The sequence below is a fragment of the Stenotrophomonas sp. STEN014 genome, from assembly GCF_056760315.1.
Genome location: NZ_JBRREN010000014.1, coordinates 1 through 26,410, shown reverse-complemented (window position 1 = coordinate 26,410; position 26,410 = coordinate 1). Strand labels below are relative to the sequence as shown.

General features: G+C 64.6%; 23 protein-coding genes and 1 tRNA gene. 18 read left to right on the top strand and 6 right to left on the bottom strand.

What is annotated here, in order from left to right; translation table 11 throughout:
* Window positions 1-90: 90 nt before the first annotated feature.
* The 13 genes from ACVOMC_RS15140 (at window position 91) to ACVOMC_RS15080 (ending at window position 11,813) form a co-directional block, all read left to right on the top strand.
* Window positions 91-627, top strand: coding sequence for a DUF4189 domain-containing protein (locus tag ACVOMC_RS15140; RefSeq protein WP_481524608.1), 537 nt, complete (start codon window positions 91-93; stop codon window positions 625-627).
* Between the two features lie 513 nt (window positions 628-1,140).
* Window positions 1,141-1,851 (top strand): hypothetical protein, encoded by a 711-nt coding sequence (locus tag ACVOMC_RS15135; protein ID WP_481524607.1) that lies wholly within the window; start codon window positions 1,141-1,143, stop codon window positions 1,849-1,851.
* Between the two features lie 55 nt (window positions 1,852-1,906).
* Window positions 1,907-3,181 carry an XVIPCD domain-containing protein gene (locus ACVOMC_RS15130; protein WP_481524606.1) on the top strand — a complete coding sequence of 425 codons (1,275 nt, stop codon included), beginning with the start codon at window positions 1,907-1,909 and terminating at the stop codon, window positions 3,179-3,181.
* Between the two features lie 250 nt (window positions 3,182-3,431).
* On the top strand, window positions 3,432-5,333 hold the full coding sequence (gene thrS / locus ACVOMC_RS15125) for a threonine--tRNA ligase (RefSeq protein ID WP_481524605.1): 1,902 nt from the start codon (window positions 3,432-3,434) through the stop codon (window positions 5,331-5,333).
* 20 nt (window positions 5,334-5,353) lie between these two features.
* The gene (gene infC / locus ACVOMC_RS15120; RefSeq protein ID WP_481524604.1) at window positions 5,354-5,926 is read left to right on the top strand and encodes a translation initiation factor IF-3; all 573 of its coding nucleotides are present in this window, start codon (window positions 5,354-5,356) and stop codon (window positions 5,924-5,926) included.
* 282 nt (window positions 5,927-6,208) lie between these two features.
* A complete protein-coding gene (gene rpmI / locus ACVOMC_RS15115) occupies window positions 6,209-6,406 on the top strand; it encodes a 50S ribosomal protein L35 (RefSeq protein ID WP_002811096.1) in 198 nt (65 codons plus the stop codon).
* A 10-nt stretch (window positions 6,407-6,416) separates the two neighbouring features.
* The gene (rplT, locus tag ACVOMC_RS15110; protein WP_054657697.1) at window positions 6,417-6,776 is read left to right on the top strand and encodes a 50S ribosomal protein L20; all 360 of its coding nucleotides are present in this window, start codon (window positions 6,417-6,419) and stop codon (window positions 6,774-6,776) included.
* A 200-nt stretch (window positions 6,777-6,976) separates the two neighbouring features.
* Window positions 6,977-7,972, top strand: coding sequence for a phenylalanine--tRNA ligase subunit alpha (gene pheS / locus ACVOMC_RS15105; RefSeq protein ID WP_481524603.1), 996 nt, complete (start codon window positions 6,977-6,979; stop codon window positions 7,970-7,972).
* A gap of 124 nt (window positions 7,973-8,096) precedes the next feature.
* Entirely contained in the window at window positions 8,097-10,478 is a 2,382-nt protein-coding gene (pheT, locus tag ACVOMC_RS15100; RefSeq protein WP_481524602.1) for a phenylalanine--tRNA ligase subunit beta, read from the top strand.
* 21 nt (window positions 10,479-10,499) lie between these two features.
* Window positions 10,500-10,799: an integration host factor subunit alpha gene (locus tag ACVOMC_RS15095; RefSeq protein WP_054657702.1), complete on the top strand. Its 300-nt coding sequence runs from the start codon at window positions 10,500-10,502 to the stop codon at window positions 10,797-10,799.
* Entirely contained in the window at window positions 10,780-11,136 is a 357-nt protein-coding gene (locus tag ACVOMC_RS15090) for a MerR family transcriptional regulator (protein WP_481524601.1), read from the top strand. The genes ACVOMC_RS15095 and ACVOMC_RS15090 overlap by 20 nt, the downstream gene beginning before the upstream one ends.
* A 61-nt stretch (window positions 11,137-11,197) precedes the next feature.
* Window positions 11,198-11,274, top strand: a tRNA-Pro gene (locus ACVOMC_RS15085).
* A 71-nt stretch (window positions 11,275-11,345) separates the two neighbouring features.
* Window positions 11,346-11,813: a cupin domain-containing protein gene (locus tag ACVOMC_RS15080; RefSeq protein WP_481524600.1), complete on the top strand. Its 468-nt coding sequence runs from the start codon at window positions 11,346-11,348 to the stop codon at window positions 11,811-11,813.
* A gap of 88 nt (window positions 11,814-11,901) precedes the next feature.
* Here ACVOMC_RS15080 and dxs read toward each other — a convergent pair whose 3' ends face one another.
* The 4 genes from dxs to ACVOMC_RS15060 all read right to left on the bottom strand — a co-directional run bounded on the left by dxs (window position 11,902) and on the right by ACVOMC_RS15060 (window position 17,078).
* Entirely contained in the window at window positions 11,902-13,812 is a 1,911-nt protein-coding gene (gene dxs, locus ACVOMC_RS15075) for a 1-deoxy-D-xylulose-5-phosphate synthase (RefSeq protein ID WP_481524599.1), read from the bottom strand.
* A 177-nt stretch (window positions 13,813-13,989) separates the two neighbouring features.
* The gene (locus ACVOMC_RS15070; protein ID WP_481524598.1) at window positions 13,990-14,655 is read right to left on the bottom strand and encodes an HNH endonuclease; all 666 of its coding nucleotides are present in this window, start codon (window positions 14,653-14,655) and stop codon (window positions 13,990-13,992) included.
* Between the two features lie 115 nt (window positions 14,656-14,770).
* Window positions 14,771-16,561 carry an acyl-CoA dehydrogenase C-terminal domain-containing protein gene (locus tag ACVOMC_RS15065; protein WP_481524597.1) on the bottom strand — a complete coding sequence of 597 codons (1,791 nt, stop codon included), beginning with the start codon at window positions 16,559-16,561 and terminating at the stop codon, window positions 14,771-14,773.
* Window positions 16,562-16,601: 40 nt separating this feature from the next.
* Entirely contained in the window at window positions 16,602-17,078 is a 477-nt protein-coding gene (locus tag ACVOMC_RS15060; RefSeq protein ID WP_481524596.1) for an LEA/WHy family protein, read from the bottom strand.
* Window positions 17,079-17,269: 191 nt separating this feature from the next.
* Between ACVOMC_RS15060 and ACVOMC_RS15055 the strand changes: the two genes are divergently transcribed.
* The 5 genes from ACVOMC_RS15055 (at window position 17,270) to ACVOMC_RS15035 (ending at window position 25,562) form a co-directional block, all read left to right on the top strand.
* Window positions 17,270-20,629, top strand: coding sequence for a TonB-dependent receptor (locus ACVOMC_RS15055; RefSeq protein ID WP_481524595.1), 3,360 nt, complete (start codon window positions 17,270-17,272; stop codon window positions 20,627-20,629).
* 64 nt (window positions 20,630-20,693) lie between these two features.
* The gene (locus tag ACVOMC_RS15050) at window positions 20,694-21,281 is read left to right on the top strand and encodes an RNA polymerase sigma factor (RefSeq protein WP_054659943.1); all 588 of its coding nucleotides are present in this window, start codon (window positions 20,694-20,696) and stop codon (window positions 21,279-21,281) included.
* Window positions 21,265-22,272 (top strand): FecR family protein, encoded by a 1,008-nt coding sequence (locus ACVOMC_RS15045; RefSeq protein WP_057505965.1) that lies wholly within the window; start codon window positions 21,265-21,267, stop codon window positions 22,270-22,272. The genes ACVOMC_RS15050 and ACVOMC_RS15045 overlap by 17 nt, the downstream gene beginning before the upstream one ends.
* Window positions 22,273-22,280: 8 nt before the next feature.
* Window positions 22,281-24,095 (top strand): amidohydrolase family protein, encoded by a 1,815-nt coding sequence (locus ACVOMC_RS15040; protein ID WP_481524594.1) that lies wholly within the window; start codon window positions 22,281-22,283, stop codon window positions 24,093-24,095.
* Between the two features lie 18 nt (window positions 24,096-24,113).
* A complete protein-coding gene (locus ACVOMC_RS15035) occupies window positions 24,114-25,562 on the top strand; it encodes an amidohydrolase (protein WP_481524593.1) in 1,449 nt (482 codons plus the stop codon).
* Between the two features lie 19 nt (window positions 25,563-25,581).
* On the opposite strand, the gene ACVOMC_RS15030 is transcribed toward ACVOMC_RS15035, so the two are convergent.
* On the bottom strand, window positions 25,582-26,118 hold the full coding sequence (locus tag ACVOMC_RS15030) for a lipocalin family protein (RefSeq protein WP_481524592.1): 537 nt from the start codon (window positions 26,116-26,118) through the stop codon (window positions 25,582-25,584).
* A 33-nt stretch (window positions 26,119-26,151) separates the two neighbouring features.
* Window positions 26,152-26,410: hypothetical protein (locus tag ACVOMC_RS15025; protein WP_481524591.1), on the bottom strand; the 259-nt coding region annotated here is incomplete at its 5' end.

The window sequence follows — 26,410 nt, the reverse complement described above, 5'->3', positions numbered from 1 at the left end:
CCCCCCCCCCCCCCCCCCCCCCCCCCCCCCCCCCCCCCCCCCCCCCCCACCGCCGCGAGCCCGCGCCCCCACCCACTCCCCCCGCCGGATATGCGCGGTCGAGTTTTCCATTTTGCATTTTGTAAATTGTTGTTTTCTATCGCGATTATTGCGCTATTGACGCTATTTCCCGGGCAGGTTTCTGCTGAGGGTGGATGTCCCCCCGGGTCATATCCGATAGGTGGGCAGGGTGTACAGGGATGTGCGCCAATTCCGGCTTCTGGCTCTGGCGTAGGAGAGTCCAGGCCGAGCGGAAGGTGGATAAAAACCTGGGGTGCCATTTCAATGGCGAGCAATGGGAAGGTTGGAATTGCATTGGGGTTGCGTCGTAAAAGGGATGCTATAAATGACGCAGTTCAGCGCTGTGAAAATCAAGGCGCTTCTGACTGTAGAGTGCTGCTGAGCTATAAGAATCAATGCGCGGCAATTGCTACTTCCGTTATTGGGGTTCAGAAAACGGGTTACGCTAGTAGTGAAACTGTCGGTGCTGCTTCTGTTTTAGCGAGGCAGTTCTGCAATGATGAGGGTGGGACGGAGTGTGAGGTCGTTCACACGAATTGCACTGAGCCCCAATTCGAGTATTTTTGATTTTCTGTTTCAAGGCTAATGAATTTTGGTTCTGGTATTTTTGTTAAGGTTGCACCTCGATTTGTGAAGGTCTCCGCAAAGTGCGTTCTAAGGGGATGATCTTGCGGTAGAGGCTTCATCGCTCTCGGTGTCTGGACTTTTGTTGACGTAGTTCTGAATGCTGCGTATTAAGAGTGACATGCCGGCGATTGAAGTGTCCGGTAGCTTAATGGCGAGTTGGTTGAGACATTCTGCTGTCGTTGGTTCTACTTTTGCCAACTTGATTCTGACTGCACCGCTGATGGTGGCTATATTATTCTAGGGTGGTCTCTGCAGTTTCATGGGGTATTTGTAGGTTGGCGGCGTTGCCGATGCATAATTGTGTTGGAGGTTGGGTGGCGTTTTGTAGTGCGTTAGGTGTTGGTCCGTTTATTTCAGTCTCGGTCACTCTGGTGGCATAGATTTTCCCTATTTATTATTTTCTTGTGATTAATGTGGTTGTTTAATAAATTTTAAAAAGGAGCGTTCTTGTTCATGAAATATCTTCCGGCTGTCTTAGGGGCAATTTTTTCCTCTGCAGTTGCCGCGGGCTGCCACTCCCAGCCGCTCGCGGTGGTAGGTGGATTGGCGATCGCGACAGAGAATTCGGCAGCAACGCCACCGCAGGTGGCGAGTGATTCGAATATGCAATCGAAGGAGTCGGAACCTATGGAAATGGGGCGTAACGAGGTCAAGGACAGCGCGAAGGCGTTTGTGCCCGCAGGGGCGAGACTGCTGGAAACCATTAAGGGCGACCTCAACGGTGACGGTGTCGAAGATGCCCTGCTGGTCATTGATCCACCGGCCCCAGGCAATCTGGCGACTGGCGAAAATGGCCCTAACCGCATCGTGATGCTGGTGCTGGACGGAACGGATGGGAAATGGCACTTGGCCGCTCGCAATAGCAAGTTGGTGCCGTGCTCCGCCTGCGGCGGCGTGATGGGCGATCCGTTCGGTTATGCGCGCGTGTCCTCGGGTAGTTTCACCTTGGTCAATAGCGGTGGCAGTCGTGAGCGCTGGACCGATTCGTATACGTTCCGCTATGCACCTGCCGACAAGGCATGGTGGTTGGAAGGGGTAAGCCGACAGGTCATCGATACCGAGACCGATGCGGAAAACAAAAAGGATTTCACGGCAGCCGAACTCGGCAAGGTGCGGTTCGAGGATTTCGATCCGTCCAGCGTGCCGGCGGTGACGTTGCCGTAATCGCGCCTCGCCTGGAGGCGGGGTTGTTCAAGGCAAGCCAATCAGGAGTTTCACCATGTCAAAGGATAGGGAGACGCAGTTGTTGCAGCAGGCCACGCAGGCGGGCATCACTTCGCCGCGCGAGCTGGCCAACTTGATGGCCCAGGTCGGCCACGAGTCCAACGGGCTGAGCCGGCTGGAAGAGGGTTTCCGCTATACACGGAACATTTCGCAGATTCCGGTGGCATCGGCCATGCGCCAGGGCCCTGGGGCACTGGAGGCGGCCCGGTTGGAGGCGTTGCGCGGCCATCCCGAAGCGCTCGGTGAGCTGATGTACGGCGGTCGCATGGGAAACAACCAGCCCGGTGATGGCTATCTATACCGTGGTCGCGGCTACATCCAGCTGACGGGTAAAGAGAATTACGCGAAGGCCGGGGAAGCGCTGGACCTGGACCTGGTCAAACACCCCGAACTGGCAGCGCAGCCGGAAAACGCAGTCCGGATCGCGGTGTGGTATTGGGAGACCCGCGTGCCGGCAGCTTCGCGTGAGGACGTACGCGCGGCGACCCGTGCAATCAACGGCGGGTTCAATGGTCTGGATGACCGCAAGGAACGGTTCGAGACTTGGGAGCGCAAGCTGACCCCGGAGGTGATGGACCGTTTGGGGCGTGGTGAAGTGGGCCAAAGGGTCAGCCCTGCAGTTGCGGCGGGGGCCGATGCGCTGGCCGATGGTGTGCTGCGCAAGGGCGAGGCTGGCGAGTCGGTGCGTGAGTTGCAGGAGATGCTGCGTGCACAGGGAATCCGTGATCGGCAAGGGCGCGAACTGCGCGCCGATGGCGATTACGGCAACCACACTGTGGACGCGGTCAAACAGTTCCAGCGCGGCCAGAGCCTGCATGCTGATGGCATCGCCGGGCCTGCGACACTGGGCAAGCTGCGTGCGCTGGGCCAGTCGCAGGGGCAGGGCGCCGCACTGATGTCCGATCCGGCCCATCCCGGCAATCGGCTGTTCCAGGAGGCGCTGGGCAAGCTGGAAGCATTGTCGCCGCAGGCTGGTTTCCAGGATCGTCAGGCCCTGGCAAATGCCGCCGGACAGATGGCACTGAAGGCGCGGGGCGGTGGTCTGAGTCGCATCGACCACGTGGTCGCCAGCCAGGATGGCAAGGGGCTGATCGCGGTGCAGGGCGAGATGAACGACCCGGCGATGCGCCGTGTGTTCGTCGGACGCCAACAGGCGGTGCAGCAACCGCTGGAGCAGAGCAGCGTGCGGTTGGCCCAGGTCGAACAGGGGCGGGATGAGCAGCTGACTGCCGATCGCCAGCAGGAACAGGCCCGTGCCCTGGCGAGGTAGCGGCTGGCGGGCATGGGGCGTGAAGGGCGGGATTGCGCTAGAATCCCGCCCGTACTCCGTTTTCAGGTGGCCCGCGCAAAGCGCCGGTCGAGTGTGTGACATGAGCACTACCATCGCCTACTGCTGATTCATTGCCACAGCCCGTTGCAGGCGCCTTTGTGGCGCTTTTTTATTGACCAAATCCCGTTGAAGTCGCGCTGTGAGGCGGGCTTCCAGGTCCGCGTGGCGGGCCTCGACTCCAGGTGAAACCATGATCAACATCACTCTTCCAGACGGCAGCGTCCGTCAATTCGAAAGCCCGGTCAGCGTCATGGGCGTGGCCCAGTCCATCGGTGCGGGCCTGGCCAAAGCCACCATCGCCGGTGTGGTGGATGGCGTGCAGGTCGATGCCTGCGACGTGATCGACCACGATGCGGTGCTGCGCATCATCACCGCCAAGGACGAGGAGGGTGTGGAGATCATCCGCCACTCCTGCGCCCACCTGGTCGGTCATGCCGTGAAGCAGCTGTATCCGGAAGCCAAGATGGTGATCGGCCCGGTCATCGCCGAAGGTTTCTACTACGACATCTACAGCGAGCGCCCGTTCACGCCGGAAGACATGGCGGCGATCGAGAAGCGCATGGGCGAGCTGATCGCGCAGGACTACGACGTCATCAAGAAGGTCACGCCGCGTGCGGAAGTGATCGAGATCTTCAAGGCGCGGGGCGAGGAGTACAAGCTGCGCCTGATCGACGACATGTCCCAGGACGTCACCGCGATGGGCATGTACTACCACCAGGAATACGTGGACATGTGCCGCGGCCCGCACGTGCCGAACACGCGCTTCCTGAAGTCGTTCAAATTGATGCGCATTTCCGGTGCGTATTGGCGCGGTGATGCCAAGAACGAGCAGCTGCAGCGCATCTACGGTACCGCGTGGGCCGACAAGAAGCAGCTTGAGGCCTACATCAAGCGCATCGAAGAAGCCGAGATGCGCGATCACCGCCGCATCGGCAAGCAGCAGGACCTGTTCCACCTGCAGGAAGAGGCCCCGGGCCTGGTGTTCTGGCATCCGAAGGGCTGGTCGATCTGGCAGGTGGTCGAGCAGTACATGCGCAAGATCTACCGCGACAGCGGTTACGGTGAGGTGCGCTGCCCGCAGATCCTGGATGTGAGCCTGTGGAAGAAGTCCGGTCACTGGGACAACTACCAGGACAACATGTTCTTCACCGAATCGGAGAAGCGCACCTATGCGGTGAAGCCGATGAACTGCCCCGGCCACGTGCAGGTGTTCAATCAGGGGCTGCACAGCTATCGCGATCTGCCGATCCGTTACGGCGAATTCGGTTCCTGCCACCGCAATGAGCCATCCGGTGCGCTGCACGGCATCCTGCGCGTGCGCGGTTTCACCCAGGACGACGGCCATGTGTTCTGCACCGAGAGCCAGATCGAATCGGAAGTGACCGCGTTCCACCAGCAGGCGCTGGCGGTCTACCGGCACTTCGGCTTCGACGAGATCCAGATCAAGATCGCCCTGCGCCCGGAATCGCGCCTGGGTGACGATGCCACCTGGGACAAGGCCGAAGGCGCGCTGCGCTCGGCGCTGTCCAGCTGCGGCGTGGAATGGCAGGAGCTGCCGGGCGAGGGCGCCTTCTACGGCCCGAAGATCGAGTACCACCTGAAGGACGCCATCGGCCGTACCTGGCAGCTGGGCACCATGCAGGTCGACTTCATGATGCCGGGCCGCCTGGGTGCCGAGTATGTGGATGAAAACAGCCAGAAGAAGCACCCGGTGATGCTGCATCGGGCCATTGTCGGCTCGATGGAGCGTTTTCTTGGCATCCTGATCGAGCATCACGCCGGCTCGTTCCCGACTTGGCTGGCGCCCGTGCAGGTTGTGGTGGCAAACATCACCGATGCACAGGCTGAATACGTTCAGTCGATTCGCAAAACCCTTGCGGATCAAGGGTTCCGGGTAGACGCCGATTTGCGCAACGAAAAGATCGGCTATAAGATTCGTGAGCATACGCTGCAGCGCGTACCGTATCTGCTGGTCGTGGGTGACCGCGAGAAGGAGAGTGGGGCCGTGGCGGTACGTACGCGGTCCGGTGAGGACCTTGGGTCGATGCCGGTCCAAGCCTTTATCGAGCGGCTGCACGCTGAAGTGAAGTAATAAGTAGAGCCCCGGCCTTGATGGAGTGTTCCTCAGGGCCGGTTCTAAGTCCACTCGGAGATTGCAATATCAGTACCCCTGACAACAAACAGAACCGCCGCAACCAGGAAATCCGTGTGCCGCGCGTCCGCGTGATCGGCAGCGACGGAGAGATGGTTGGCGTGTTGTCGCGCGACGAAGCGCTGTCGATGGCCGAAGAGGAAGGTCTGGACCTGGTCGAGATCCAGCCGCAGGCTGATCCGCCGGTGTGCAAGATCATGGACTTCGGCAAGTTCAAGTTCGAAGCGCAGAAAAAGGCCAACGAGGCCAAGAAGAAGACCAAGCAGGTCGAAATCAAGGAAGTGAAGTTCCGTCCGGTCACCGATGAGGGCGACTACCAGATCAAGCTGCGCAAGATGCGCGGTTTCCTGGAGGATGGCGACAAGATCAAGGTCAATATCCGCTTCCGTGGTCGCGAGATGAGTCATCAGGAGCTGGGTCGCGAAATGGCCAACCGGCTCGAGGCTGATCTGGGGGAAGACATCGTGATCGAGTCCCGTCCGCGCCTGGAAGGTCGGCAGATGGTCATGATGATCGCGCCGAAAAAGAAGTAAGGCTGCGGCGGCTCCGTGTCGCCCGTCAGCTGTGTGGATGGGCAAGTCGGCCTTTCTGCCCCGTGCCAGTTGTCACGCTTCACGATCTGCTTGCTTGTGATTGCAAGTGGCAGGTGGGGGCGGCATAATGGGCGGCCCGGTTCGCCGGGTTTGTTGTTTGCTTCACCCAGGACCTGCCTGCCTCCAGTGGGAGTGTGGGCTTTAAACAGACAAGGGCAGGGACGGAAAGTGTGGGTAAAACCACCGCCCAGTCAGTGAAAAGAGACCATCAAGGACATAGCGATGCCCAAGATCAAGACCAACCGGGCGGCGGCCAAGCGTTTCCGCAAGACCGCCTCCGGCAAGTACAAGTGCGGTCATGCCAACCGCAGCCACATCCTCACGAAGAAAGCGACCAAGCGGAAGCGTAACCTGCGTCAGACGAATCACGTCCGCGCAGAAGACGCAGGCCGTCTGGACCGTATGCTTCCCTACCTCTGAGGACTGAACCATGGCACGAGTAAAGCGTGGTGTGCAGGCGCGCCGCCGCCACAAGAAAGTATTGGATCTGGCCAAGGGCTATTACAACGCCCGTCGCAAGGTCTTCCGCGTCGCCAAGCAGGCAGTCATCAAGGCACAGCAGTACGCCTACATTGGCCGTAAGCAGAAGAAGCGCAATTTCCGTTCGCTGTGGATCACCCGCATCAATGCGGCTGCCCGCATCAACGGCCTGAGCTACAGCCGTTTCATGAACGGCCTGCTGAAGGCCGGTATCACCCTGGACCGCAAGGTTCTGGCTGATATCGCCGTGCACGACGCAGCCGGTTTTGCCGCTCTGGCAGAAAAGGCCAAGGGCGCACTGGCGGCATAAGTCCTTCCTGCAGCAGTTGTAGCGTTCACGCGCAATGGCTGTGGTGAGACAATGCATGGGGAAGGGCGCAAGTCCTTCCCCATTCTTTTTTGTGCTGGTTGCTGCTGCCGATGGTTGCGCGGCGATCAGCTACTGGTGGCGACGGGGGTCGGCCCGGCGCGCACCGCGTAGGCAAGCCGGCCAGAGGTTTCGTCGATCCCATGAGTGACATCCAATCCCTGACCGCGCAGGCGCTAGCCGATGTGGCTGCGGCGCAGACGCCCGAAGCACTGGAAAACCTGCGTGTTTCGCTGTTGGGCAAAAGCGGCAGCATCACCGCGCAGCTCAAGCAGCTCGGGGCCCTTCCCGCCGAGGAACGCAAGGCGGCGGGGGAGGCGATCAACATCGCACGTGATGCGGTTTCCTCGGCGCTGGCCGAGCGCAAGGTTCTGCTCGAAGAGGCGGCACTGGATGCGCGGCTCGCCTCCGAGAGCATCGATGTCACCCTGCCGGGCCGTCATGGCGAGCGTGGCGGGCTGCATCCGGTCACGCGCACGCTGGAGCGGATCACCGAGATTTTCGGGCGCCTCGGCTATGAGTTGTCCGAAGGCCCGGAAATCGAAGATGACTGGCACAACTTCGAGGCGCTGAACTTCCCGCCGCACCATCCGGCGCGCGCCATGCACGACACCTTCTACTTCGGCGACGGTCGTCTGCTGCGCACGCATACCTCCGGGGTGCAGGTGCGCTACATGGGCGACCACAAGCCGCCGCTGCGCATGATCGCCGCCGGCAAGGTGTACCGCAGCGACAGCGACCAGACCCACTCGCCCATGTTCCACCAGGTCGAAGGCCTGCTGGTGGACGAGCACTCCACCTTTGCCGACCTCAAGGGCACGCTGTCCGAGTTCGTACGCGCGTTCTTCGAGCGCGATTTTGAAATGCGTTTCCGCCCGAGCTATTTCCCGTTCGTGGAACCGGGGGCGGAAGTGGACATCGCCTGGCAACAGCCGGATGGCAGCACCCGCTGGCTGGAAGTGCTGGGCTGCGGCATGGTCCACCCCAACGTGCTCAAGTCGGTCGGCATCGACCCGGAGCGCTACACCGGCTTCGCCTTCGGCCTGGGCGTGGAGCGCTTCGCGATGCTGCGCTACGGGGTGAACGATCTGCGCGCGTTCTTCGAGAACGACGTCCGCTTCCTCAAGCAGTTCGCCTGACCCAGGGCTGGAGTGCCGGGCCCTGCTCGGCCGCATCTGAACGTTGATCCGCTCCGGGCGCCAAGCGCTGGGCATCAATAAAAGAAACCGCAACGGGAGGTGCGCCTCCCCTCAAGGTAAAGACATGAAATTCTCTGAAAGCTGGCTGCGCAGCCACGTACCGACCACGGCCCCGCGTGACGAACTCAGCGCGGTGCTGACCGCCATCGGTCTGGAGGTCGAAGACGTGACGGCGCTGGGCGATGGCCTGGACAACGTGGTGGTGGCGCGCATCGTTGAAGCAGCTCGCCACCCGGAAGCCGACCGCCTGCAGATCTGCAAGGTCGACGCCGGTCAGGCCGAGCTGCTGCAGATCGTCTGCGGCGCGCCGAACGCACGTCCGGGCCTGGTTGCACCGCTGGCCATGGTCGGCGCGCAGATCGGCGAGCTGAAGATCAAGCCGGCCAAGCTGCGTGGGGTGGAGTCCAACGGCATGCTGTGCTCGGCCAGGGAGCTGGGCCTGGACACCGACGCGTCCGGCCTGCTGGAACTGCCGGATGACGCCCCGGTCGGCGTCACGCTGGTCGAATATCTTGGCCTGCCGGACGCCAGCATCGAGATCAAGCTGACACCGAACCGCGCCGACTGCTTCAGCGTGCGTGGTATTGCCTTCGACGTGGCGGCGGCCACCCGTAGCGAAGTGAAGCCATTCGCCGCCGATGCCGTGCCGGCTCAGGGCACACGCCAGTTGGACATCCAGCTCGACGCCGGTGCTGAAGCGCCGCGCTACCTGGGGCGGGTGATCGAAGGCGTCAATGCCGCGGCGACCACGCCGCTGTGGATGGCCGAGCGCCTGCGCCGCAGTGGCGTGCGTCCGGTGTCGCTGCTGGTCGATATCACCCAGTACGTGATGCTGGAACTCGGTCAGCCGATGCATGCCTACGACCTGGATACGCTCAAGGGCCCGATTGCCGTGCGCCGTTCGCGCGCCGGGGAAACCCTCAAGCTGCTGGACGGTCGCGATGCCGTCCTGGACGACAGCTTCCTGGTGGTGACCGATGCTGACCGTCCGGTCGGCCTGGCCGGCCTGATGGGCGGCTTTGATACCCGCGTCACCGATGCGACCACGGCCGTGTTCCTGGAGGCCGCGCATTTCGCGCCGGCCGCGATCATGGGGCGGGGGCGCCAGCTGGGCCTGCATACCGATGCCGGGCACCGCTTCGAACGCGGGGTCGATCCGCAGCTTCCGCGTATCGCCATCGAATACGCCACCCGCCTGCTGCTGGATCTGGCCGGTGGTACGCCGGCGCCGGTGACTGAAGCGGTGCGCGAAGCTGATCTGCCGGTCGCCGCCAAGATTCTGCTGCGTCGCGCCCGCATCGTGCGCCTGCTCGGCATCCAGATTGAAGACGCCGAGGTCGAACGCATCCTGCGTGCGCTGGGCATGCAGGTCGATGCCGTGGCGGATGGCTGGAGCGTCACGGGTCCGAGCCGTCGTTTCGATATCGCCATCGAAGAGGACCTGATTGAAGAACTGGCGCGTATCCACGGTTACGAAGCCATCCCGACCACCTTGCCGGGCGGCGCCGCGCGTATCGCGATGCCGAGCGAAGCCCGTCTGGATGAGGTGAGCGTGCGTCGTCAGCTGGTGGCGCGCGAAATGCTGGAAACCATCAATTTCGCCTTCGTTGACGCGCAGCTGCTTGCGCAGTGGAGCCAGAGCGAGGGGCTGGTGGCGCTGGCCAACCCGCTGTCGGCCGAGCTGGCGGTGATGCGTCCGCTGCTTTTGCCGGGCCTCGTTGCCACGCTGGGGCGCAATGTGGCCCGTCAGGCCGGGCGCGTGCGTCTGTTCGAAATCGGTCGCGTGTTCGAAACGCAGGCTGGCGATGACAAGCCGGCACCGATCGAGACCGTACGTGTGGCCGCGGCGGTGTGCGGCGATGCGGCCGCGCTGCAGTGGGGCGAGAAGGCGCGCAAGGTGGATTTCCATGATCTGAAAGGTGATCTGGAATCGCTGGCCGCAGCCTCCGGTGCCGTGCTGGAGTTCCGCGCCTCGCAGCGTGTCTATGCGCATCCGGCGCGTTCGGCCGATATCTGGCGTGACGGCCAGTGCATCGGCTGGATCGGCCAGGTGCATCCGCGCGTGGCCAAGATGATGGAGATCGACGTGGATGTGCTCGGTTTCGAGCTGGATCTGGTGCCGCTGGTGCAGCGCAGCCTGCCCAGCTCCGTTGAGCTGTCACGCTTCCCGGCGGTGCGCCGGGATCTTGCCGTGGTGGTTGCCGAGCAGGTGGAATGGACGGCGTTGTCGGCCACTCTCCGTCAGGCCGGGGGCGAGCTGCTGCGCGAGGTAGTGCTGTTCGACCGGTACGTCGGTCAGGGGGTCGAGCCGGGGTTCAAGAGTCTGGCTATGGGCTTGATTTTGCAGGACAAGTCGCGCACTCTGACGGACCGCGACGTGGATGCAGTGGTCACCGGGGTGGTGGCTGCGATCGAGCGCGAACACGGTGCGAAGATCCGTGGCTGAGGCGGCAAACAGGGAGCAGGCATGGCATTGACCAAGGCGGAGATGGCGGATCGTCTGTTCGACGAAGTCGGTCTGAACAAGCGTGAGGCCAAGGAGTTTGTCGACGCGTTCTTCGATGTGCTGCGAGATGCATTGGAACAGGGACGTCAGGTGAAGCTGTCCGGCTTCGGCAATTTCGATCTGCGGCGCAAGAACCAGCGCCCGGGGCGCAATCCCAAGACCGGCGAGGAAATTCCGATTTCCGCCCGTACGGTGGTGACCTTCCGGCCGGGCCAGAAGCTCAAGGAAAGGGTGGAGGCATATGCTGGATCCGGGCAGTAACCGCGAACTTCCGCCGATTCCGGCCAAGCGCTACTTCACCATCGGCGAAGTCAGCGAGCTGTGCGACGTCAAGCCGCATGTGTTGCGCTACTGGGAGACCGAGTTTCCCAGTCTCGAGCCTGCCAAGCGCCGTGGCAACCGTCGTTACTATCAGCGCCATGACGTGCTGATGGTGCGCCAGATCCGCGGCCTGCTGTACGAGCAGGGCTACACCATCGGCGGCGCCCGCCTGCGACTGGAAGGGGAGGGCGCGCGCGAGGAGTCGGCGCTGAGTAACCAGATCATCCGCCAGGTGCGGATGGAGCTGGAAGAAGTGCTGCAATTGCTTCGCCGCTGAACTATTTTCGAATCAAAGCCGGTATAATCACCGGCTCGCCGTAAGGCGAAGCAGTAACGATCGGGGCGTAGCGCAGCCTGGTAGCGCATCTGCCTGGGGGGCAGAGGGTCGTCGGTTCAAATCCGGCCGTCCCGACCAATTACTGTAATCATCAAGGCCTGTGCAGCAATGCGCGGGCTTTTTTGTTTTTGATCGCCGGAGATGAGGGTATGGGCGGGCAGGTTGAACAGCTGGTGTCGCAGTTGCAGCTGGGGCCACATCCGGAGGGCGGCTTTTTCCGTCGCTTCCATGAATCGCCGCAGCAGGTCGTTGTCGAGGGCGTGACGCGTCCTGCCTTGACCGCCATCCACTACCTGCTCGGCGCAGGACAGGGCAGTGCGTGGCATCGCATCGATGCCGAGGAAGTCTGGCAATGGCAGGCAGGAGAGCCGCTGGAGCTGCTGCTGTGGGAGGGCGGTCAGTCGCCGGTGCGGCGAACCGAGCTGGGCGCGGTCGCTGAGGAGCGGGTGTCGCTGGCGATCGTGCCCAGAGGAATGTGGCAGGCCGCGCGGCCGCTGGGTTCACATGCGCTGGTGAGCTGCCTGGTCGCGCCTGGTTTTGTCTGGAGCGGCTTTGAGCTGATGGATCCGCAGGGACCAGAGGCGCGGCTCCTGCGCCTGCGCGACAGCTGGATCTGAGTGATGTGCAGGGCAATACCCGCTGCTTTCACGACGGCGACGGTTATCCCGCCGTCACCCAAAAGCCCCGCGATGCGGGGCTTTTGCTTCAGCTGGCCGCACTCACCGGCGCGGCGGTGTCCTGCAGTTCGGGCCAGCGTTTGAGGATGGCGGCGCGAATGCCCGCCGCGTCGATGCCCGCTTCGCTCAGCAGGTCTTCGCGGCTGGCGTGATGCTGGTAGCTGTCGGGAAGGCCCAGGTGCAGCACCGGCATGACCACCGCCTCGGCGTTGAGCAGCTCCGAGACGCCCGAGCCGGCCCCGCCAGCCACCACGTTGTCTTCGATGGTGACGAAGCCTTCGTGGGTACGGGCCAGTTCCAGAAGCAACGCCTGGTCCAGCGGCTTGATAAAGCGCATGTTGACCACGCTCAGGTCCAGCTCACGGCCGACCTGTTCGGCGGCCGGCAGGGTGGCGCCAAAAGCCAGCAGCGCGATCCGGCTGCCCGAACGGCGCAGCTGGGCCTTGCCGATCTCGAGCGTCGACAGATCGTTGCCGGCAGCCACGCCCGGACCCGTGCCACGCGGGTAGCGCACCGCCGCCGGGCCGTTGTAGCGCAGGCCGGTGGTCAGCATCTGCCGGCACTCGGCTTCATCACCGGGCGCCATCACCACCATGTTGGGCACACAGCGCAGGTAGCTCAGATCGAGGTTGCCCGCATGGGTGGCACCGTCGGGGCCGACCACGCCGGCACGGTCGATGGCGAACAGCACGTCCAGATTCTGTGTGGCGACGTCATGCACCAGCTGGTCATAGGCGCGCTGCAGGAAAGTGGAGTAGATGGCCACCACCGGCTTGGCGCCCTGTGTGGCCATGCCGGCGGCGAGCGTAACGGCATGCTGCTCGGCGATGGCGACATCGAAGTAGCGCGCCGGATATTCCTTGCTGAAACGGACCAGCCCGGAGCCCTCGCGCATGGCCGGGGTGATCCCCATCAGCAGTGGTTCGGCGGCGGCCGCATCGCACAGCCAGTCACCGAACACGTCGGTGTAGGTGGGTTTCTTGGGGGCGTTCTTGGCGGGCAGACCCTTGCTCGGATCGAACGGCCCCACGGCGTGATAGCCGATCTGGTCGCCTTCGGCCGGTTCGTAGCCCTTGCCCTTGGTGGTCATGATGTGCAGCAGCTGCGGGCCCTTGGCGTCCTTCAGGCGCCTGAGGGTGGTCAGCAGCAGGGGCAGGTCATGGCCGTCGATCGGGCCGGTGTAATGGAAGCCCATCTGCTCGAACGCGGTGGAGGGCACGAACATGCCTTTCCACTGTTCTTCCCAGCGTTTGACGAAACGGGCCGGTGGGCTGTGGCGCTTGTCGCCGAGGATCTTCTTGCCCCCCTCGCGCAGCGCATTGAGCGTGCGGCTGGCGGTGGCGCGACCGAGCATCTTGGTCAGTCCACCGACGGCTTCGGAGATGGACATGTTGTTGTCATTCAGGATGACCAGCACATTGGGCTCGTCATCCATGCCGCCAGCGTGGGCCAGCGCCTCGAACGCCATGCCGGCAGTCATCGCGCCATCGCCGATCACGGCCACGGCTTTGCGGGTATCGCCCTGGCGCTGGCGCGCGATGGCCATGCCCAGCGCGGCGGAAATGGAGGTCGATGAGTGGCCAACGCCGAAGGTGTCGTACTCGCTCTCCTCGCGCTTGGGGAACGGCGCCACGCCGCCCTTCTGCTTGACCGTGTGGATGGTGTCACGCCGCCCGGTCAGGATCTTGTGCGGATAGGTCTGATGGCCGACATCCCAGACCAGCTGATCAACTGGGGTGTTGAACAGGTAGTGCAGGGCAACGGTGAGTTCGATCACCCCCAGACCGGCTGCGAAGTGGCCGCCGCTCTTGCCGACCGATTCGATCAGATAGGCGCGCAACTCGCCCGCGATCGCCCCGAGTTCGCTTTCATCGAACTGGCGCAGGTCGGCAGGAGTCTGGATGCGCGACAGGCGCGGGTAGCAGGCAGAGTCGATCATTTTCTTCGTGTTTCAAGCGAAACGGTATTTTGGCCGCCAACCGGGGGTGGGGCAAGCAAAGCGCCGCAGATGTGGGCGGGGGATGGGCGCGGATGCGGCCAAACTGAAGTGCCGGTTCAGACAAGTCGTCGCCGCTTCGCGCCCGGGGCGAGGGGCGGCCGCTGCAGATGCGTGCCCTCAGACGCTGCGGCGCACGGCGTTCTTGGGCAGTTGCGCCTTCAGAAACGCCATCTGGTCGGCAAGGATGTTCCGGTTGGACAAGATCAGGTGCTCGATCCAGCTGGGCCGGTAGGGCACGGCGAGCAAGGGCATGTGCGCCTGCTGCGGGGTGCGGTTGCTTTTGCGCGAATTGCACTGGAAACAGGCGGAAACCACGTTTTCCCAGATATCCCGCCCACCCTTGGACAGCGGCAGGACATGGTCGCGGGTGAGCTGCGGCCGGCTGAACTGCTGGCCGCAGTACAGACACAGCTGCGCATCGCGTGCGAACAGGGCCGGGTTGGTCAGATTGGGCGTGGGATTGATCGCGCGCGAGCGTGCGTGGCCACGCGAGGCGATGATCGGGTGAAGGTCGAGCCCACTGGGCAGGCCGGTCGCGCGGGAAATGGCGCCATGCACGTGCAGGCACGGATCGCCCAGTGTCCACGCCACTGCGCCGCGCACATACAGGCAGCTGGCGTCTTGCCAGTTGATCCAGTCCAGCACGCGGCCATGCGCATCCAGCGATAGCAGGCGCACGGCGCCGAGGCGGTGCAGGGAGGGCGAGGGCGAAATCCCGGGTGGCGGAGCGGAAGAGTCGGCTCCGGTATCGATCAGACTACGCGGTGTAGTGTCTGTCTCCATCGGGAAAACAGCTTATACACGATGTGTGACAGATTGTGTAAACGTGTTTTGGAGCAGCGCCTGAAAAGCCGCGAGCGCCGGAGGAGGCGCCCGCGACGGGGCGGAGGCGGCCGGATCAGTCGCCGAAACGGAGGCTGTCCATGGCCATCAGTGGATCGGCGCCGCTTTCCATGCTGGCTGCATGGGTGAGTGTGCGCGGCAGAACGCGGGCGTAGTAGAAGCGCGCGGTTTCCAGCTTGGCCTGCTTGAACGCTTCCGGCTGGCTTGAGGCCTGCGCGGCGGCCGCTGCGCGCGCCCACCAGTAGGCCAGTGCCACGTAGCCGCTGTAGAACAGGTAGTCCCAGCTGGCTGCGCCCAGTTCTTCGGGATTGCTGGCGGCGCGCTGCAGCACGTTCACGGTCAGTTTGCCCCATTCCCGGGTTTTGGCGCCGAGTACCGGCAGGAATTCGGCCGCCGCCGGGTTGTTGGCGTTGTCGGCGATGAACTGTTCGATCTCGGCGGCGAACAGTTTCAGCCCGGCGCCCTGGGAGGCGGCGGTCTTGCGGCCGATCAGGTCCAGCGCCTGGATGCCGGTGGTGCCTTCATACAGCGTAGTGATGCGGGCATCGCGCGCGAACTGCTCCATGCCGTGCTCGGCGATGTAGCCGTGACCACCGAACACCTGCTGGCCGTTGTAGGTAGCTTCAATGCTCCACTCGGTCAGGCAGGCTTTGACGATCGGGGTGAGGAAGCTGACCAGCGTCTCGGCATCGGCACGCGCCTGCGGGTCTGCGGCGTGCTGGGCGGTATCGAGCTGGGTGTAGGCGTGAGCGGCGAGCAGGCGGCCACCTTCGGTCAGCGCCTTGGTGGTCAGCAACATGCGGCGCACATCGGGCTGGGCGATGATCGGATCGGCCGGCTTGTCCGCCAGCTGAGCTCCCTTGGGCGCGCGCGATTGCAGGCGCTCGCGGGCGTAGGCCAGCGCGCCCTGGTAGGCGCGCTCGGACTGGGCCAGGCCCTGCACGCCCACGCCGAGGCGGGCGGAGTTCATCATCACGAACATCGCCATCAGGCCCTTGTGCGGCGCCCCGACCAGGTAGCCTTGGGCGCCGTCGAAGTTCATCACGCAGGTCGAGGAGCCGTGGATACCCATCTTGTGCTCCAGCGAGCCGCAGCGCAGCGTATTGCGCTCGCCCATGGCGCCGTTGCGGTCGACCTTGAATTTCGGGGTGACGAACAGCGAGATGCCCTTCGGGCCGGGCGGCGCATCCGGCAGCTTGGCCAGCACCAGGTGGACGATGTTCTCGCTCAGGTCGTGCTCGCCGGCGGTGATGAAGATCTTGGTGCCCGTGATCGCATAGCTGCCGTCGGCGTTGGGTTCGGCGCGGGTCTTGATTAGGCCCAGGTCGGTACCGGCATGCGGTTCGGTCAGGCACATGGTGCCGGTCCAGTGGCCGGCCACCAGCGGCTTGAGGAAGGCTTCCTTCTGCCAGTCCTCACCGTAGTGTTTCAGGGCCTCGACCGCGCCGTGCGAGAGCATCGGGAACAGGCTCCAGGCCAGGTTGGCCGAGGACACCATCTCGCTCAGTGCCATGCCCAGCGTGCCCGGCATACCCTGGCCGCCGAACTCCGGAGACGCGGTCAGGCCGGTCCAGCCACCTTCGATGAACTGCGCATAGGCTTCCTTGAAACCCGGTGCGGTGGTGACCTCGCCGGTGGCCTTGTCCAGGGTGCAGCCGGTCTGGTCGCCGATGGCGTTCAGCGGTGCCAGCACGCTGGCGCTGAAGCGGGCGGCTTCTTCCAGCACGGCGTCGATGACGTCGGTGCTGGCATCTTCAAGGCCCATCGCGGCAAACAAGGACTCGGCCTTGAGCACGTCATGCAGGGCGAAACGGAGGTCGTTAACAGGGGCTTTGTAGGTGCTCATCAGACGATTCTCGAACGATGCGGAAAACGGAGACGGGAACTCAGCGAAGCACGCCGGGCAGACCCGGTGCCTGACTGAGACTGTTGCGGGATTTCACCTCGAAGCTGCGCTGCTTCCGGTCTTCGGGCGTGACGCCGATGCTGCCTTCCAGTTCGTAGAACAGGGAGCGGCCACCGGCCAGTGCATCGGCGACGACGATGCGGGCCGAGGAGCTCGGTTGCAGGCGGACGCTGACAACATCCGCCGATTCCGGGCCGATCGATACGCCGGGTGTGGCGCTCAGGGTGCCGGCGCTCTCGTCGCCGACCTTCACAGCCAGCGCGACCGAGTCAAAGCGCATCGGCATCGAACTGTAGTTGCGCAGGCGCAGTTCCACCTCCCAGTTGCCGTCGTTGCCGACGGTGAGCTGCTGGATGCTGGCCGCAGGTTCGGAGACGCGCTTGACCTTGCCGCCGCCACAGGCGGTCAGGGCAAGTGCAGCAAGGGCGATAAGGGCGTACTGGGGGCGAAAGCGCATACCGCGGGGTCCTCGGGTTTGAAGCGGGGTCGGTCGAAGGATACTACGGCGTATGGGCGCGTGCGGATGCGGGGCGGGCAAGTGCGAAACAATTGCGGCCGCGGATGGCGGAAGACCCGTGCTGGCGCATCGAACAGGGAGAGGGGACAGAAAGGTCGCCGCTTTCCGCGTTTTATTCTGGGGATACATCAATGCGTTCATTCAAGTTGTTACCGCTTGCAAGCGCTATCCGCGGCGGTCTGGCTGTTGCTGCCCTGTGCACGGCGGTTCCGGTATTCGCGGCGCCGCCGCAGTTCGATGTCGAAGGCGGTCATATCGAAGATGTGTTACCTGAATTCGCGCGTCAGGCGGGGATCCAGATCATCGCCCCGGCCAATGCCGCTGGCGAATCGCGTATCGAGGTCGGCCAGGTCAAGGGCCAGATGGATGCGCGGCAGGCGTTGAACCAGCTGCTCGATGGCACCGGCTTGACCATTGCTTCCGATGACGGGCGGACCATCACCCTGCGTGCGGCGCGACCGCTCCTGGCCTCGCTGGGCGGTCTGGGGGGCTTGGCGGTGGCAACGGCGGCGCAGCCGCAGCCCGTCGCCCCGGCGGAGGTGGATGTCGCGCCCGCCGCAGGGGTGAGCACGCTTGATCAGGTCACCGTGGTCGGCAGCCAGATCAAGGGCAGCAAGTCGGCCGCGATTCTGCCGGTAGCAACCTTGCAGACCGAGCAGATCGAAGCCACCGGCGCGGTCTCCGGGGATGACCTGTACCGCTCGATCCCGCAGATGGGCGATGTATCTTTCAGCGGCACCAATGGCGGCAACAGCTCCAACTACGCGCGTGGCGATATCGCCTCGGTCAATCTGCGCGGGCTCGGGGTGGGCAATACGCTGCTGCTGATCAACGGCCGCCGCAGCGTGGTGCACCCGATGAGCCAGGCCGACGGCAACCTGGTGCCGGTGCTGACCTACAACGCCAACGCGGTGCCGGTGTCGAATCTGCGCCGGGTGGAGGTGCTGCTCGATGGCGCGGCCGCCATCTACGGTACCGACGCTGTGGCCGGCGTGGTCAACAACGTGCTGCGCGATGACATGGATGGCGGCACGATCAGCGTGCAGAAGGGCTTCGGTGAGGGTACCGACCTGCGCGATATCGGCATCAACGGCATGTGGGGCAAGAACTCCGAAGACCTGCGCTCCAACATCACCGTCGCTTTCAATTACTACAACACCACCGGCCTGAATTCGCTGGACCAGGACTGGACCCGCAATGGCGACCGCGCCACGGACTTCCTCGGCACGCCGTTTGAAGGTCTGCCCGGCACCGACAACCGCAACACCAACAGCCCGTGGGGCAATTTCACCGTCAACGGGCCGCGTGTGTCGCGCAACGGCACCTGGCTGACCACGGCGGCCGGGGCGTTCCATGTGCAGCCGACCAGCAACAGTGGCTGTGCGACCACCATTGCCGATGGCATCTGCGTGCAGTCCGGCAGCAAGGCGACCTCCGGCGCCGATGCCAACCTGCGCGACAACCAGCAGGGTCAATACCCGCTGTCGATCACCCCGGACGTGCGCCGCTTGAACCTGTTTGTCACCGGCAAGCACGACTTCGACAACGGCATTTCGTTCTTCAGCGAGGCGGGCCTGTACGACTCCCGCGCCTACAGCCTGCAAAACGGTGTCAACACCATCACCGCACTGCCGATGACGGTGGCCGCCAGCAACTACTGGAACCCGTTTGGCGCGATGTACCTGCCGGACGGTTCGCTCAACCCGAACCGCCTGCAGGGCCTGAACATCGGCCCCAATGGCGTGCCGGTGACGATCACCAGCTACCGCTTCGAGCGCCCGACCCGTATCGAGGTCAACAACACCCAGGTGCGCGCCCTGGCCGGGTTGCGTGGCTATCACTACGGCTTTGACTGGGAAACCGCCGCGCTGTACTCCACGGCCAAGGTCGTCGACACCCAGGATGCGGTGAGCATGTCGCTGTTCCAGCAGGCGCTGGCCAACCCCACGGCGTCGGCCTACAACCCGTTCTGTGGCGGCTGCAATGACTGGGACACGCTGGACCAGTTCTTCTACAAGGCCAAGCGGCAGAGCGAGACCGAGCTGTTCCTGTGGGATTTCAAGGTGTCGCGTGCGGACCTGTTCTCCACCTGGGCCGGCAAGGTGGGCATGGCTGCCGGTGTCGAAGCGCGGCACGAAACCCAGCGCGATGACCGCGACGCGCGCGTGGATGGCTCGGTGACCTTCACCGATGCGATCACCGGCATCGCTTATCCGAGCGACATGTACGGCGTGAGCCCGACCCCGGACACCTACGGCTCGCGTTCGGTGATGGGACTGTTCGCCGAGCTCTCGGTGCCGCTGGTCTCGCCGGAAATGGGCATTCCGCTGGTCAAGTCGCTGGACCTGCAGGTGGCCGGGCGCGCCGAGCGCTACAACGATTTCGGCAATGTCGCCAAGCCGAAGCTGGCGCTGGGCTGGCAGATTTTCGATGGCCTGACCCTGCGCTCGTCGTGGGCCCAGGGCTTCCGTGCACCGAACCTGGAACAGGTCAACGCCACGGTGGTCAGCCGTTCCAACAACCGCACCGACTACATCCAGTGCGAAGCGGACGTGCGCACGGGCGCGCAGGCCTCCATCGCCGGCTGTGGCGGTTACACCTATTCGACCACCGCGCGGCGTTCGGGCAACCCCGATCTGAAGCCGGAAACCTCCACCAATACCAGCGCCGGGCTGGTGTTCCAGCCGCGTTTCATTCCGGAGGACTTCGGCCGCTTCAGCTTCGCGGTGGATTACTACAAGTACGAGCAGGAAGGCATCATCGGCCTGTTCGGCGAAGGCAATGCGTTGATCCTGGATTACCTGCTGCGCCAGCAGGGCGGCAGCAACAGCGCCGTGGTGCGTGCCGACCCGACCGCCGACGAGATCGCGCGGTTTGCCGGCACCGGGCTGGATCCGGCCGGCAAGGTGCTCTACGTCACCGACCAGTACGTCAATCTGCAGCCGCAGACGCTGCGCGGCGTGGACTACAACTTCAGCTGGAATTCGCCGGAGACCGCCATCGGCCGCTTCGACGTGTCGGTGACCGGCACCCATCTGATCGAGTTCTACCGCCAGCGTTCGCCGGCGCTGCAGGCGCTGGAAGATGCCAAGGCGCAGGGACTGGTCGATCCGTCGATCCGTATCACCGGTGGCGGTGACCTGATCGGCAATGGCGGCAACCCCGAGTGGAAGTGGTCCGGCACCCTGACCTGGCGTTACCAGCAGCTGTCGGTGGGCGCCAATGCGCGCTACGCCAGTTCCTACGTCGAGAACGGCCTGACCCTGGCCGACGGTACGCCGTGGACGGTGAAGTCGCAGACGCTGGCCAATGCCTTCATCAAATACGACGTCCAGCGCGAAGGCTGGCTCAACGGGGTGGCGCTGAAGGTTGGAGCCAACAATCTGGCCAACAAGCGTCCGCCGGTGTCCGATGATGTGTTCGGCTATCCATCGGGTGTGTATCAGGCCAATCCGCGCTACTGGTACGTGAATGTGAGCAAGGCGTTCTGATGACCTTCGTTGATGTGGATGCCGCTGCCCGGCGGTTGGCGGGTGGCGGTTGGCAGGTGATGCGATGAAGCCGGCACTGGCCAAAGAGCGCGGCCTGTGGCTGGCCGAGCACGTGTTGCCGTGTGAGCCGGCGCTGCGCGAGTGGCTGAAGCGGAAGCTGTCGGTCCGCCAGGATGCCGACGATGTGATCCAGGAGACCTACGCGATCCTGGCGGCGCTGCCGGACGTTTCGCACGTCCGGCAGCCGCGGGCCTATGTCTACTCGGTCGCGCAATCGGTGGTGCTGCAACAGTTGCGGCGCGCGCAGGTGGTGTCGATCGAAGCGGTCGCGGAGATCGACCGGGTTGCGATCGCCGGGGAAGAGGTCTGCCCTGAGCGGACGACCTCCTCCCGGCAGCAGCTGGCGCGGATCGGCGCATTGATCGACGGCTTGCCGGACAAGTGCCGGCAGGCCTTCGTGCTGCGGCGCGTGGAGGGCTACTCGCAGCGTGAGATCGCCGAGCGGATGCAGATCAGCGAGAACACCGTTGAAAAGCACATCTGCAAAGGCATCCGGGTATTGATGGAAGCGATGAAGCGGCATGACGACGGAACGGAGCAGGGCAAGGAGCAGCCCGATGCAGGAGAGATGTGGCATGCGCGCAGGCGTTGACAACCACATTGATGACATCGCCGCGGCGTGGGTGGCGCGCGAAGACCGTGCGCCCTTGAGCGCAGAGGCCGAGGCGGAGCGGGATGTGTGGCTGCAGGCCGACAGCCGGCATTTCGGTGCCTATGCGCGTGCCCATGCCGTGTTGGCACGTACCGACCGGGCGCGCGCGCTGTCGGCCGGCCGCTTGCAGCGCACGAGTGCTCCGCGTTGGGCGGCGCGACCGGCGCGGCGGCTGTTCAGATGGGCGGTGGGGGCGGCGGCGATGTTCAGTCTGCTGGCGATCGGCGTGCGGCATCAGGACGATGGCGCCGAGTACTACGCCACGCGCAAGGGCGAGATCCTGCGGGTGCCATTGCAGGACGGCTCGGCGATCACGCTCGACTCGGACTCCCAGGTGCGGGTGAGCTACAGCGACAGCCGTCGCGACATCCGTCTGCTGCAGGGCGAGGCGTTGTTCGATGTGGCCAAGAACCCGCACCGGCCGTTCGTGGTGCGTGCCGAGGAAACCGATGTGACCGCGATCGGCACCAGCTTCGCGGTCAGTCTCACCGAACGTCGCAGTGGTGGTGTGGAAGTGCTGGTGCGCGAAGGCGTGGTGGATGTGACCGACGTACAGGGCGCGGTGGCGCCGGCGCGGCTGCTGGCCAACTACCGCGCCCTTGCCAACCGCAGCCATGGCATCCGCATCGAGGCGGTGCCCAGTGATGATCTGCAGCAGCAACTGGCGTGGCGCGAGGGCATGTTGTCGTTCAATGGCGACACGTTGTCGGTGGCGGCGGCGCAGTTCCTGCGCTACAGCGACACCCGTATCGTCATCAACGATCCGCTGGTGGGCAGCCGCCGCATCGTCGGCCTGTACTCGGCCAGCGATCCGCGCGGATTTGCGCACAGCGTCGCCCTGAGTCTGGGCCTGGTGGTGGAACAGCACGGTAACGATGTCCGTCTGAGTTCCCCCGAGCCCGCGTCCGCTGCGGCGCGGTCCCTGCAATGAACGTGGAAATGAGCATGTACAAGAGCAATCGATGGACGCATCTGCTGGCGATGCTGGTGCTGTTGGGCGCCGGGCAGGCCACTGCTGTGGCCCGTGCCGGCGAAGCGCAGCCATTGTTGATCCGTGATGCGATGGTGTTCGATGGCACCGGGCGCGCCGCCTATCCGGCCAGCGTGCTGGTGGAAGAGGGCAGGATCGCGGCCATCGGCCAGCAGCTGCAGGCGCCCAAGGGCGCGCGGGTGGTCAACGCGCGCGGACAGGCATTGCTGCCGGGCTTGCTGGATCTGCACACACACTGGACGCCCAATGCCACCCCGTCGGAACTGCCCCGGGTGGCCAATCTGTACATGGCTGCGGGTGTCACCACGGTCAGCGATTTCCACGAGCCGCCGGAGGCCTACGCGCCGCGCCGGCAATGGCTGGCCTCGATCGCCGCGCCGGACGTGAAGTTCGCCGCGCGCATGAGCACCCCGCTCGGTCATGGCGCCGACTGGGGCGATGAAAACACCACCCGCTGGGTCAACTCACCGGCCGCTGCGCGGGCGGGGGTGCAGGCGGTGGCGGCCTACAAGCCGGATTTCATCAAGGCCTTCACCGACGGCTGGCGTTACTCCAATGCCGCCGACAACAGCAGCATGGATGAGGAGACCCTCAGCGCGCTGGTCGAGGAAGCGCACAAGCACGGCTTGAAGGTGTTCACCCACACGGTGATGGTCAAGCGTGGCAAGGCCGCTGCACGTGCCGGCGTGGACGTGATCGCGCACAGCCTGCAGGACGGTCCGGTGGACCAGGAGCTGGTCGGGTTGATGCGTACCCACGGCACGGCCTATGCGCCCTCGCTGGCGGTGTACCTGCCCGAGCGCGTGGACGGCAGTGGCCGCACCGCCAGCAAGCCGGAAGTGCTGCGCCAGCGCGAACGCAATTTCACCAACGCCCTGGGCAATGTCAAAGCCTTGCATGACGCCGGTATCCCGGTGGTCGTCGGTACCGATGCCGGAATGACCGGTACGCCCCATGGCAGCTCCACCCTGCGCGAGCTTGAACTGTTCGTCGAGGCCGGGCTTACCCCGGCCGAAGCGCTTGTCGCCGGCACCGCGCACAGCGCCAGGGCGTTGGGCGTGACGGATCGAGGCACCATTGAAGTCGGCAAGCGCGCGGATCTGCTGCTGGTGCGCGGCCAGCCGTGGCAGCGTATCGCCGATATACGCAACACGCAGCAGGTGTATGTCGCCGGTCGCCAGGTCCATGGCAAGGGAGCGGCGCTGCCCGCCGGCAACCACGCGTTGGCATTGCCGGCGCTGCCGGTGGCCGCGCTGGTGGATGACTTCGAGCGCGAAGACGGTCGCACCGCGCTGGATACGCTGCGTATCGACGAGGCCGATGGCGGCAACGACCGCACCGTGCAGGTGACCGAAGTGGTCGCCCGCGAAACCGGTGGCCACGCGCTGGCCACACAGGCCAAGCTGTCAAACAAGGACACGGCGTTTGCCGCGACGATCCTGCCGCTGAGCCGGGGCTCGGTGGCGCCGGTGGATGCGCGGGGCTATCGCGGTGTCCGCTTCGAACTGCGGGGCAGTGCGCCGGAGCTGCGCCTGGAAGTGCGCGCGCTGGGCAGTCGCCGCTTTGTCGCCCCGCTGCAGGCCCAACCGCAGTGGCGCGCGGTCGAGGTGCCGTTTGTCACCTTGCAGGGGCAGCCGCCATACCGGGCCAAGGGGCCCATCGCCCAGTGGAAGGGCGATGACCTGCAGCAGCTGGTGTTCTCCGCCGGCGGTGAACCCGGCAGCAAGCTCTGGTTCGAAATCGACAACGTCACCTTCTACTGAGTTGCGGAGGATCTGCCGATGAAGCCGACCCGGCTGCGTGCGGCCCTGCTGGGCTGCCTGTTGTCCATCCCTGCCAGCGTGGGCGCGCAGGATGCCGATGTGGTGGCCGCGCTGGACCGCTATGCCGCGCGCCAGGCAGAGGTCGGGCTGGCACTGTGGCAGCGTCCAGAGCTGGGGTATCTGGAAACGCAATCCTCGGCGTTGCTGCAACAGGAGCTGCGCGAGGCCGGATTCCGTATCCAGGCGGGCATGGCCGGGATGCCGACGGCGTTCGTCGCCAGCTATGGCCGACGCGGCAAGGGGCCGGTGATCGGTCTGCTGGCGGAGATGGATGGCTTGCCGGCCATGGCGCATGCGGCCGAGCCGGTGCGGGTACCCCTGCCCGGGCAGCTCGCCGGGCACGCCTGCGGTCACAATCTGTTCGGTGCCGCCTCCGTGGGCGCGGCGCGGGCCATCGCACAATGGCTGAAAGACACCGGTAACGACGGCGAAGTCCGGCTGTACGGCGCGCCGGCCGAGGAGGGAGGCTCGGGCAAGGTCTACATGACCAAGGCCGGGCTCTTCGATGGAGTGGATGTGGTGCTGCATTGGCATCCGGCAGCCGACAACTCGGCCGCGCAAGGCACCACCTTGGCAAACATCAGCGGGAAGTTCCGCTTCCAGGGGCGTGCTGCGCACGCGGCGATTGCGCCGGAGCGTGGCCGATCGGCACTGGATGGCGTGGAGGCGTTCAATCACATGGCCAATCTGATGCGCGAGCACGTGCCTGACGGCACCCGCATCCACTACGTCATCAGCAACGGCGGGGCGGCGCCCAACGTGGTGCCGGATGATGCGGAGGCCTATTACTACGTGCGCCATACCGACCCGGCGGTGGTCCGCGGGGTGTTCGAGCGCCTGCACCGGGCCGCCGAGGGCGCTGCGATGGGGACGGGTACCACCGTTGCGTTCGAGCAGACCGGCGGGGTGTTCTCGCTGCTGCCCAATGACACGTTGGGGCAGGTGATGCAGGCGGCACTGCAGCGAGTGGGCGGTGTGCGCTATGACGTGGCCGAGCGGGCCTTCGCCGAGCGCATGCAGCAAACACTGGAGCGGCGGCCGGCGCTGGATGAGGCTGCTGCGCTGCAGTCTTACCGTGCCGACACTGCCGGCAGTGCGTCCACCGATGTGGGCGATGTCAGCTGGATTGTTCCCACGGCAGGGGTGAGCACGGCGACCTGGGTGCCGGGAACGCCGGCGCACAGCTGGCAGGCTGTGGCCGCCTCGGGCTCGACGATTGGTGCCAAGGGGGCTCTGAATGCGGCGAAGACCCTGGCGCTGGCCGCGGTGGCGCTCTACCAGTCCCCGCAGACCGTCGCCGCCGCCAAGACAGAGTTCGCACAACGGCGGGGCGCGGATTTCACCTATCAGCCGCTGCTGCAGCGCACCGCACCGCCATTGGACTACCGGCGCAAAGCGGCCGACTGAGTGACGACGGGCGGGCGCCCTAGTCGATGGGCGCCATGACCTTCAAGGGTGCAAGCTCGTAGCCCATCGCGACGGCCTGGGACTTGAGCGCCTCAAAACGGTCAGCGTCCATGCCGGGTGTGCGGGAGAGGATCCACAGGTATTTGCGGTCCGGCTCACCGATCATCGCCCACTGGTAGTCCGGGTCCAGGGCGATCACCCAGTAGTCCGCCCATACCCAGGGCAGCCATGCGAGCCATTCGGGCGCGAAGCGCACCTGCAGGCGGCCGGGATGGCCGGCCACGGTGCGTGCGGTCCCCTCGGCCTGGATCAGGTCCCCATCGGCCGTGCGGCAGCGATTGAGTACGCTGATGCGTCCGTCGGCATGGCGCCGATAGCTTGCGGTGATGTCGGCCACGCATTTTTTCTGGAACGACACCGGCAGATGGGCAATTTCATGCCATTGCCCGATATAGCGGTCCAGGTTGAGCTGCGGCACGGAGGTCACCGGTTCGGAGGCAATCGCCGAGAACGGCAGCAGGATGGCGAGCAGCAGTGAAAACCGGGTGCGGGGCATGGGCGGATCTCCGTGGCGAGGTGGAAAGCCCGGTCACCATGCCGCCGCTCGAGTGAATCTTTCGTTTTCCCGGATAACGGGAGTGGCGACTCCTGCTGCGATGATGTTGGCCATGCCTGTCGATTGGCGGAGGCAGGTGGGCGGGTGCGCAAGCGCTGCATCAGGGCGGCCTTCGCGGACCCGACGTCCCCCCGCTTTTGAGTAGCGCAACGATTTGGAGTCCAATCCCCAACGAGAAGGAGATTGGACGTGAAGAAGCGCTTTTCCGAAGAACAGATCATCGGCTTCCTGC

Coding starts and splice junctions, on each gene's coding strand:
- ACVOMC_RS15030 (WP_481524592.1), bottom strand. CDS start 26,118: ATGCCCCGCACCCGGTTTTCACTGCTGCTCGCCATCCTGCTGCCGTTC.
- ACVOMC_RS15040 (WP_481524594.1), top strand. CDS start 22,281: ATGAGCATGTACAAGAGCAATCGATGGACGCATCTGCTGGCGATGCTG.
- ACVOMC_RS15090 (WP_481524601.1), top strand. CDS start 10,780: ATGCTGGATCCGGGCAGTAACCGCGAACTTCCGCCGATTCCGGCCAAG.
- ACVOMC_RS15050 (WP_054659943.1), top strand. CDS start 20,694: ATGAAGCCGGCACTGGCCAAAGAGCGCGGCCTGTGGCTGGCCGAGCAC.
- ACVOMC_RS15060 (WP_481524596.1), bottom strand. CDS start 17,078: ATGCGCTTTCGCCCCCAGTACGCCCTTATCGCCCTTGCTGCACTTGCC.
- rplT (WP_054657697.1), top strand. CDS start 6,417: ATGGCACGAGTAAAGCGTGGTGTGCAGGCGCGCCGCCGCCACAAGAAA.
- ACVOMC_RS15055 (WP_481524595.1), top strand. CDS start 17,270: ATGCGTTCATTCAAGTTGTTACCGCTTGCAAGCGCTATCCGCGGCGGT.
- ACVOMC_RS15070 (WP_481524598.1), bottom strand. CDS start 14,655: ATGGAGACAGACACTACACCGCGTAGTCTGATCGATACCGGAGCCGAC.
- ACVOMC_RS15095 (WP_054657702.1), top strand. CDS start 10,500: ATGGCATTGACCAAGGCGGAGATGGCGGATCGTCTGTTCGACGAAGTC.
- ACVOMC_RS15035 (WP_481524593.1), top strand. CDS start 24,114: ATGAAGCCGACCCGGCTGCGTGCGGCCCTGCTGGGCTGCCTGTTGTCC.
- thrS (WP_481524605.1), top strand. CDS start 3,432: ATGATCAACATCACTCTTCCAGACGGCAGCGTCCGTCAATTCGAAAGC.
- dxs (WP_481524599.1), bottom strand. CDS start 13,812: ATGATCGACTCTGCCTGCTACCCGCGCCTGTCGCGCATCCAGACTCCT.
- ACVOMC_RS15140 (WP_481524608.1), top strand. CDS start 91: ATGCGCGGTCGAGTTTTCCATTTTGCATTTTGTAAATTGTTGTTTTCT.
- ACVOMC_RS15045 (WP_057505965.1), top strand. CDS start 21,265: ATGCGCGCAGGCGTTGACAACCACATTGATGACATCGCCGCGGCGTGG.
- rpmI (WP_002811096.1), top strand. CDS start 6,209: ATGCCCAAGATCAAGACCAACCGGGCGGCGGCCAAGCGTTTCCGCAAG.
- ACVOMC_RS15080 (WP_481524600.1), top strand. CDS start 11,346: ATGGGCGGGCAGGTTGAACAGCTGGTGTCGCAGTTGCAGCTGGGGCCA.
- ACVOMC_RS15130 (WP_481524606.1), top strand. CDS start 1,907: ATGTCAAAGGATAGGGAGACGCAGTTGTTGCAGCAGGCCACGCAGGCG.
- ACVOMC_RS15065 (WP_481524597.1), bottom strand. CDS start 16,561: ATGAGCACCTACAAAGCCCCTGTTAACGACCTCCGTTTCGCCCTGCAT.
- infC (WP_481524604.1), top strand. CDS start 5,354: ATGGAGTGTTCCTCAGGGCCGGTTCTAAGTCCACTCGGAGATTGCAAT.
- pheT (WP_481524602.1), top strand. CDS start 8,097: ATGAAATTCTCTGAAAGCTGGCTGCGCAGCCACGTACCGACCACGGCC.
- ACVOMC_RS15135 (WP_481524607.1), top strand. CDS start 1,141: ATGAAATATCTTCCGGCTGTCTTAGGGGCAATTTTTTCCTCTGCAGTT.
- pheS (WP_481524603.1), top strand. CDS start 6,977: ATGAGTGACATCCAATCCCTGACCGCGCAGGCGCTAGCCGATGTGGCT.